Origin of the sequence: Nonomuraea spiralis, from assembly GCF_014648435.1 — a bacterium.
In the GTDB taxonomy this organism is placed as follows: Bacteria; Actinomycetota; Actinomycetes; order Streptosporangiales; family Streptosporangiaceae; genus Nonomuraea; species Nonomuraea spiralis.
Window position 1 is genome coordinate 139,841 of sequence record NZ_BMRC01000024.1, and the last position, 7,728, is coordinate 147,568.

A 7,728-nucleotide genomic window follows, 5' to 3' on the forward strand; every position below is an offset into this window, starting at 1 on the left:
ACCCCTAGGCGGCGGGGTGGCTCGCACCACCCCGCCAGGGACCGGGAAGTTATTCGCCCCGGGCCTTCGCGACGATCTCCTTGGCGATGCCCGGGGGCACCTCCGCGTAGGAGTCGAACTGCATGCTGTAGCTCGCGCGCCCCTGCGTCTTGCTACGCAGGTCACCCACGTAGCCGAACATCTCAGACAGCGGCACGAGCGCCTGGACGACTCGGGCGCCGGCCCGCTCGTCCATCGCCTGGATCTGCCCGCGGCGACCGTTGAGGTCACCGATGACGTCACCCATGTAGTCCTCGGGCGTGGTGACCTCGACGGCCATCATCGGCTCGAGAAGAACGGCGTCCGCCTTGCGCGCGGCCTCCTTGAAGGCCATCGAGCCGGCGATCTTGAACGCCATTTCCGAGGAGTCGACGTCGTGGGCCGCACCGTCGGTCAGCGTAACCTTCACGCCCACCATCGGGTAACCGGCCAGCACGCCGAACTCGGCGGCCTCCTGGGCACCGGCGTCGACCGAGGGGATGTACTCCCTCGGGACGCGGCCACCCGAGACCTTGTTCTGGAACTCGTAGCCGTCGTTGCCCTCGCCCAGCGGCTCCAGGTCGATGATCACCCGCGCGAACTGACCGGAACCACCGGTCTGCTTCTTGTGGGTGTAGTCGACCTTCTCCACCTTGCGGCGGATGGTCTCGCGGTAGGCCACCTGCGGGCGGCCAACGTTGGCCTCGACCTTGAACTCGCGACGCATACGGTCGACGAGGATCTCCAGGTGAAGCTCGCCCATGCCCCAGATGACCGTCTGACCGGTCTCCTCGTCACGACGGACCTGGAAGGACGGGTCCTCCTCGGCCAGCCGCTGGATGGCGGTGGACAGCTTCTCCTGGTCGCCCTTGGTCTTGGGCTCGATGGCGACGTTGATGACCGGAGCCGGGAACGTCATCGACTCGAGCACGACCGGGTTCGACGGGTCGGACAGGGTGTCGCCGGTCGTGGTGTCCTTCAGACCCATGACGGCGACGATCTGGCCGGCGATCGCCTGCGGGCGCTCCTCGCGCTTGTTGGCGTGCATCTGGTAGATCTTGCCGATCCGCTCCTTCTTGCCCTTCACCGAGTTCACGACCTGTGAACCGGTGTCGAGCGTGCCGGAGTAGATGCGGATGTAGGTGAGCTTGCCCAGGTGCGGGTCGCTGGCGATCTTGAAGGCCAGCGCGGAGAACGGCTCGGTCGGGTCCGCGTGACGCTCGATCGTCTTCTCCTCGTTGCCGACCGCGTGGCCCTTGAAGGCCGGGATGTCGGTCGGGGCGGGGAGGTAGGCGACGATCGCGTCGAGCAGGGGCTGAACGCCCTTGTTCTTGAACGCGGTACCGCAGAGCACCGGGTTGATGGCGCTGCTCAGCGTGGCGCGGCGGATGGCCGCGACCAGCTGCTCCTCGGTGGGCTCGGTGCCCTCCAGGAAGAGCTCCATCAGCTCGTCGTCGTTCTCGGAGACCGTCTCGATGAGACGGTCACGCCACTCGCGGGCGGCGTCAGCGTGGTCGGCCGGGATGTCGACGGTGTCGTACATCTCGCCCTTGGCCGCGTCGGCGCTCCAGATGAGCGCCTTCATCTTGATGAGATCGATGACGCCCTTGAAGTCGGCCTCGACACCCCACGGGAGCTGAATCACAGCGGGGGTCGCGCCCAGGCGGCTGACCATCATCTCGACGCAGCGGTGGAACTCCGCGCCGACACGGTCCATCTTGTTCACGAAGCAGATGCGCGGGACCTCGTAGCGGTCAGCCTGCCGCCACACCGTCTCCGACTGCGGCTCGACACCGGCGACACCGTCGAACACGGCGACGGCACCGTCGAGGACGCGGAGCGAGCGCTCCACCTCGATCGTGAAGTCGACGTGGCCAGGAGTGTCGATGATGTTGATCGTGTGACCGGTCCACTCACAGGTCGTCGCGGCAGACGTGATCGTGATGCCGCGCTCCTGCTCCTGCTCCATCCAGTCCATGGTGGCAGCGCCCTCGTGGACTTCACCGATCTTGTAGTTGATGCCGGTGTAGAACAGGATGCGCTCGGTCGTGGTGGTCTTGCCCGCGTCGATATGGGCCATGATCCCGATGTTGCGGACCTTGGCCAGGTCTAGAGCGGTCGTAGCGGCCACTTTAACTCGCGTCCTCGTCGTCTCGTCGAACCCGCCGGGTTACCAGCGGTAGTGGGCGAAGGCCTTGTTGGACTCGGCCATCTTGTGGGTGTCCTCGCGCTTCTTGACACTCGCCCCAAGGCCGTTGCTGGCGTCGAGGAGCTCGTTCATGAGGCGCTCGGTCATGGTCTTCTCGCGGCGGGCGCGGGAGTACTGCACCAGCCAACGCAGGGCCAGGGTAGTGCTGCGCGCGGCGCGCACCTCGACCGGCACCTGGTACGTCGCGCCACCGACACGGCGGCTGCGGACCTCGAGAGTCGGCTTGACGTTGTCAAGCGCTCGCTTGAGGGTGACGACCGGGTCGTTGCCCGTCTTCTCCCTGCAGCCCTCGAGGGCGCCGTACACGATCGACTGCGCGATGGAACGCTTGCCGTCCAGGAGGACCTTGTTGATCAGGGCGGTCACCAGGGGCGAGCTGTAAACCGGGTCAGACATGAGCTGACGACGGCCAGGAGAACCCTTACGAGGCATAGTTAGCTCTTCTCCTTCTTCGCGCCGTAGCGGCTGCGGGCCTGCTTGCGGTTGCGGACACCCTGGGTGTCGAGCGAACCGCGGATGATCTTGTAGCGAACACCAGGCAGGTCCTTCACACGACCGCCACGCACGAGCACGATGGAGTGCTCCTGGAGGTTGTGGCCCACACCGGGGATGTAAGCCGTGACCTCGATGCCGTTCGTGAGCCGAACGCGGGCCACCTTGCGCAGTGCCGAGTTGGGCTTCTTCGGGGTCGTGGTGTACACGCGCTGGCACACACCGCGCCGCTGCGGGCTCCCCTTGAGGGCAGGAGTCTTGGTCTTGGAGACCTTGTCCTGCCGGCCCTTGCGGACCAACTGCTGAATAGTGGGCACTGCCACTCCGTTTCGTGCCTTGGCCGGTGTTACGTCATTGGGTCTTGCATTTCGCAGGTTCTGCCGGTGTCATGACCTGCTGTTTTTCCTCGTCTCGGCGCCCCCGCGCTCGGGCGTGTCGCGCTGTTCACACAGACACGGCCGCGAGGACTTGCGAGCTGAGAGTCCAGCCGACGCTCTCCCTATGGATGTGAGCGCACAGCCGAAAGCCCGCTAGAGACGGGCACGATGCTCAAGACTACCCAGGCCCAGCCGACACGTCAAAACGGCACGGCAACACCTGCTCGGCATCACCGCTCCGTGTCACCGGGGCCTGTCTTATCCAGCCCATCCGAAGCGCCGCGGCAATGATACCCGCCCTGCGGACCGACGTGTGACGATTCGCCGGGGAACCGCGGAGCCGGGCCCACAGCGCGCCGTGACGGCGGCCCACCGCCGGCGGGCTCAGCCCCCGTCTCCCTGGACGGCCCCCGCCCCGTACGGCGTCTGAGGGCACCACGGCAGCGCGTAGGGCCACAAAAGCACCGCGCCCGGGCCTCTCGGAAGAGAGACCCGGGCGCGTCGCCTGAGATTCGTTACCGGTTGTACTGACCGAAGTCGTACTCCTCCAGCGGAACGGCCTCGCCGCTGCCGGTGCCGAAGGTGTAGTCGGCCGCCGAACCGTCGTAACCGCCGACGGTGTACATGGCTGCCTTGGCCTCTTCGGTCGGCTCGACCCGGATGTTGCGGTACTGGGGCATGCCCGTACCGGCCGGGATGAGCTTACCGATGATGACGTTCTCCTTCAGGCCCAGGAGCGAGTCGGACTTGGCGTGGATCGCCGCGTCCGTCAGCACCCTGGTCGTCTCCTGGAAGGAGGCCGCCGACAGCCACGACTCGGTGGCCAGCGACGCCTTCGTGATGCCCATGAGCACCGGACGGCCCGCGGCCGGCGAGCCGCTCTCGGCCACCGTCTCCCGGTTCATCTGCTCGAAGCGCGGACGCTCCACCAGCTCGCCGGGCAGCAGGTCGGTGTCACCGGACTCCAGCACGTTCACGCGCTTGAGCATCTGCCGCACGATGATCTCGATGTGCTTGTCGTGGATCGACACACCCTGCGACCGGTAGACCTGCTGGACCTCGGCCACCAGGTGCAGCTGCACGGCCCGCGGGCCGAGGATGCGCAGCACCTCGTTGGGGTTGACCGCACCGGCGATCAGCTGCTGGCCGACCGTGACGCGCTGACCGTCCTGGACGAGCAGGCGCGAACGCATCGAGACCGGGTAGGCGATCTCCTCCGAACCGTCGTCCGGAGTGATGACGATCTTCCTGGTCTTGTCGGTCTCGTCGATCCGGGCCCGGCCCTCGGCCTCGGAGATCGGGGCGACACCCTTGGGGATGCGCGCCTCGAACAGCTCCGTGACACGGGGCAGACCGTGGGTGATGTCCGCGCCGGCCACACCACCGGTGTGGAACGTACGCATGGTCAGCTGCGTGCCGGGCTCACCGATCGACTGGGCGGCGATGATGCCGACCGCCTCGCCGACGTCCACGAGCTTGCCGGTGGCCAGCGAGCGGCCGTAGCAGGTCGCGCAGACACCGATCTTGGCCTCGCAGACGAGCGCGCTGCGGGTGCGGACGGTCTCGATGCCGGCCTCGACCAGCTTCGACACGTGGATGTCGTTGATGTCGACACCCGCCGAAGCGATGACCTTGCCGTCGACCTCGACGTCCTCGGCCAGGATGCGGCCGTGCACGTTGGACTCGGCGTTCTCCGCCTTGACCAGGTTGCCCGACGCGTCCCGCTCGCCGACGTGCAGCGGGACCGCGCGGTCGGTGCCGCAGTCGATCTCACGCACGATGACGTCCTGGGCCACGTCCACCAGACGACGGGTCAGGTAACCCGAGTCGGCGGTACGCAGGGCGGTGTCGGCCAGACCCTTCCGCTGACCGTGGGTGGAGATGAAGTACTCCAGCACCGACAGGCCCTCGCGGAACGAGGCCTTGATCGGCCGCGGGATCGTCTCACCCTTGGTGTTGGACACCAGGCCGCGGATACCGGCGATCTGCCGGACCTGCATCTTGTTACCACGGGCGCCCGAGTTGACCATCATCCAGACCGGGTTGGTCGCCGGGAAGGCGTTGACCATGTCGGTCTCGACGTCGGCCGTGGCGTGGGTCCAGATCTCGATGAGCTCCTGACGGCGCTCCTCGTCGGTGATCAGACCACGCTCGTACTCGCGCTGGACCTTGTCGGCCCGGCGCTCGTAGTTCTCCATGATGTCGGTCTTGTTCGGCGGCGCGACGACGTCCTCGATCGAGATCGTGACGCCGGAACGGGTCGCCCAGCGGAAGCCCGCGTCCTTGAGCGCGTCGAGCGAGTTGGCGACGTCGACCTTGGGGTAGGTGTCGGCCAGCTCGTTCACGATCGTGGACAGCTGCTTCTTGCCCACCTGGAAGTTGACGAACGGGTAGCTCTCGGGGAGCGTCTGGTTGAACAGGCACCGCCCGAACGTCGTCTCCAGACGGATCGGGTCACCCTGCTCCCAGCCCTCGGGAGCGACCCAGTCGCGCGGCGGCAGGACGTCCTTGACCCGGATCTGGATCTTCGCCTGAATCTCCAGCTCGCGGCGGTCGAAGGCCATCTGCGCCTCGGCGATCGAGCCGAACACACGGCCCTCGCCGGTCGCGCCCTCCTTGTGGGTGGTCAGCCAGTAGAGGCCGATGACCATGTCCTGGGTGGGCATCGTCACGGGCTTGCCGTCGGCCGGCTTGAGGATGTTGTTGGTCGAGAGCATCAGGATGCGTGCCTCGGCCTGGGCCTCAGCCGACAGCGGCAGGTGCACGGCCATCTGGTCGCCGTCGAAGTCCGCGTTGAAGGCGGTGCAGACGAGCGGGTGGATCTGGATGGCCTTGCCCTCGACCAGCTGCGGCTCGAACGCCTGGATGCCCAGGCGGTGGAGCGTCGGAGCGCGGTTGAGCAGCACGGGGTGCTCGGTGATGACCTCTTCGAGCACGTCCCACACCACAGGGCGGGCGCGCTCGACCATCCGCTTGGCCGACTTGATGTTCTGCGCGTGGTTGAGGTCCACGAGCCGCTTCATCACGAACGGCTTGAACAGCTCCAGCGCCATCTGCTTGGGCAGACCGCACTGGTGCAGCTTGAGCTGCGGGCCGACGACGATGACCGAACGGCCGGAGTAGTCGACTCGCTTGCCCAGCAGGTTCTGGCGGAAACGACCCTGCTTGCCCTTCAGCATGTCGCTGAGGGACTTCAGCGGCCGGTTGCCGGGGCCGGTCACCGGACGACCGCGACGGCCGTTGTCGAACAGCGCGTCGACGGCCTCCTGGAGCATCCGCTTCTCGTTGTTCACGATGATCTCGGGCGCGCCGAGGTCGAGCAGACGCTTGAGGCGGTTGTTCCGGTTGATGACCCGGCGGTACAGGTCGTTGAGGTCGGAGGTCGCGAACCGGCCACCGTCGAGCTGCACCATCGGGCGCAGGTCCGGCGGGATGACCGGGATGCAGTCGAGCACCATGCCGCGCGGCGAGTTGGTCGTGTTCAGGAACGCCGACACGACCTTGAGCCGCTTGAGGGCGCGGGCCTTCTTCTGGCCCTTGCCGCTGCGGATGGTCTCGCGCAGGTTCTCGGCCTCGGCGTCGAGGTCGAAGCTGATCAGGCGGTCCTGGATCGCCTGCGCGCCCATGCCGCCCTTGAAGTAGCGGCCGAAGCGGTCGCGCATCTCGCGGTAGAGCAGCTCGTCGCCCTCAAGGTCCTGGACCTTGAGGTTCTTGAACCGGCTCCAGACCTCGTCGAGCCGGTCCAGCTCACGCTGGGCACGGTCGCGGAGCTGACGCATCTCGCGCTCGGCGCCCTCGCGGACCTTGCGCCGCTGGTCGCCCTTGGCGCCGGCGGCCTCCAGCTCGGCCAGGTCGGACTCGAGCTTCTTCTGCCTGGCCTCGACGTCGGCGTCACGGCGCTGCTCGATGTGCTGCCGCTCGACGGAGATCTTCGCCTCCAGCGAGGGCAGGTCACGCTCACGCATGTCGGTGTCGACATGCGTGATCATGTACGCCGCGAAGTAGATGACCTTCTCCAGGTCCTTCGGGGCCAGGTCGAGCAGGTAGCCGAGGCGGGACGGCACGCCCTTGAAGTACCAGATGTGCGTGACGGGCGCGGCCAGCTCGATGTGGCCCATCCGCTCACGACGCACCTTGGCCCGGGTCACCTCGACGCCACAGCGCTCACAGATGATGCCCTTGAACCGGACGCGCTTGTACTTGCCGCAGTAGCACTCCCAGTCGCGGGTCGGACCGAAGATCTTCTCGCAGAAGAGTCCGTCCTTTTCCGGCTTGAGAGTCCGGTAGTTGATGGTCTCGGGCTTCTTGACCTCGCCGTGCGACCACTGACGGATGTCGTCGGCGGTCGCAAGACCGATCCTGAGCTCGTCGAAGAAGTTGACGTCTAGCATTGTGTGCGATCTCCCCCTCAGACTTCTTCCACGCTGCTCGGCTCACGCCGGGACAGATCGATACCGAGTTCCTCCGCCGCGCGGAAGACGTCCTCGTCGGTGTCGCGCATCTCGATGGACATGCCGTCGCTGGACAGCACCTCGACGTTGAGGCACAGCGACTGCATTTCCTTGATGAGGACCTTGAAGGACTCCGGAATACCCGGCTCGGGGATGTTCTCGCCCTTGACGATCGCCTCGT

At 66.6% G+C, this 7,728-nt stretch carries 5 protein-coding genes; all 5 read right to left on the reverse strand.

What is annotated here, in order from left to right; genetic code table 11:
• Positions 1 to 49: 49 nt before the first annotated feature.
• Entirely contained in the window at positions 50 to 2,098 is a 2,049-nt protein-coding gene (gene fusA / locus IEZ27_RS40575) for an elongation factor G (protein WP_229824779.1), read from the reverse strand.
• A 90-nt stretch (positions 2,099 to 2,188) separates the two neighbouring features.
• A complete protein-coding gene (rpsG, locus tag IEZ27_RS40580; protein ID WP_043623423.1) occupies positions 2,189 to 2,659 on the reverse strand; it encodes a 30S ribosomal protein S7 in 471 nt (156 codons plus the stop codon).
• 2 nt (positions 2,660 to 2,661) lie between these two features.
• Positions 2,662 to 3,036: a 30S ribosomal protein S12 gene (gene rpsL, locus IEZ27_RS40585; RefSeq protein ID WP_020542315.1), complete on the reverse strand. Its 375-nt coding sequence runs from the start codon at positions 3,034 to 3,036 to the stop codon at positions 2,662 to 2,664.
• A gap of 575 nt (positions 3,037 to 3,611) precedes the next feature.
• The gene (locus tag IEZ27_RS40590; RefSeq protein WP_189652109.1) at positions 3,612 to 7,487 is read right to left on the reverse strand and encodes a DNA-directed RNA polymerase subunit beta'; all 3,876 of its coding nucleotides are present in this window, start codon (positions 7,485 to 7,487) and stop codon (positions 3,612 to 3,614) included.
• A gap of 17 nt (positions 7,488 to 7,504) precedes the next feature.
• Positions 7,505 to 7,728 (reverse strand): hypothetical protein (locus IEZ27_RS40595; RefSeq protein WP_189652110.1); only part of this gene is annotated, 224 nt, incomplete at its 5' end.

Bases quoted from the DNA above. Each gene is read 5' to 3' on its own strand.
- rpsG (WP_043623423.1), bottom strand. From the start codon at position 2,659: ATGCCTCGTAAGGGTTCTCCTGGCCGTCGTCAGCTCATGTCTGACCCG.
- IEZ27_RS40590 (WP_189652109.1), bottom strand. From the start codon at position 7,487: ATGCTAGACGTCAACTTCTTCGACGAGCTCAGGATCGGTCTTGCGACC.
- fusA (WP_229824779.1), bottom strand. From the start codon at position 2,098: ATGGCCCATATCGACGCGGGCAAGACCACCACGACCGAGCGCATCCTG.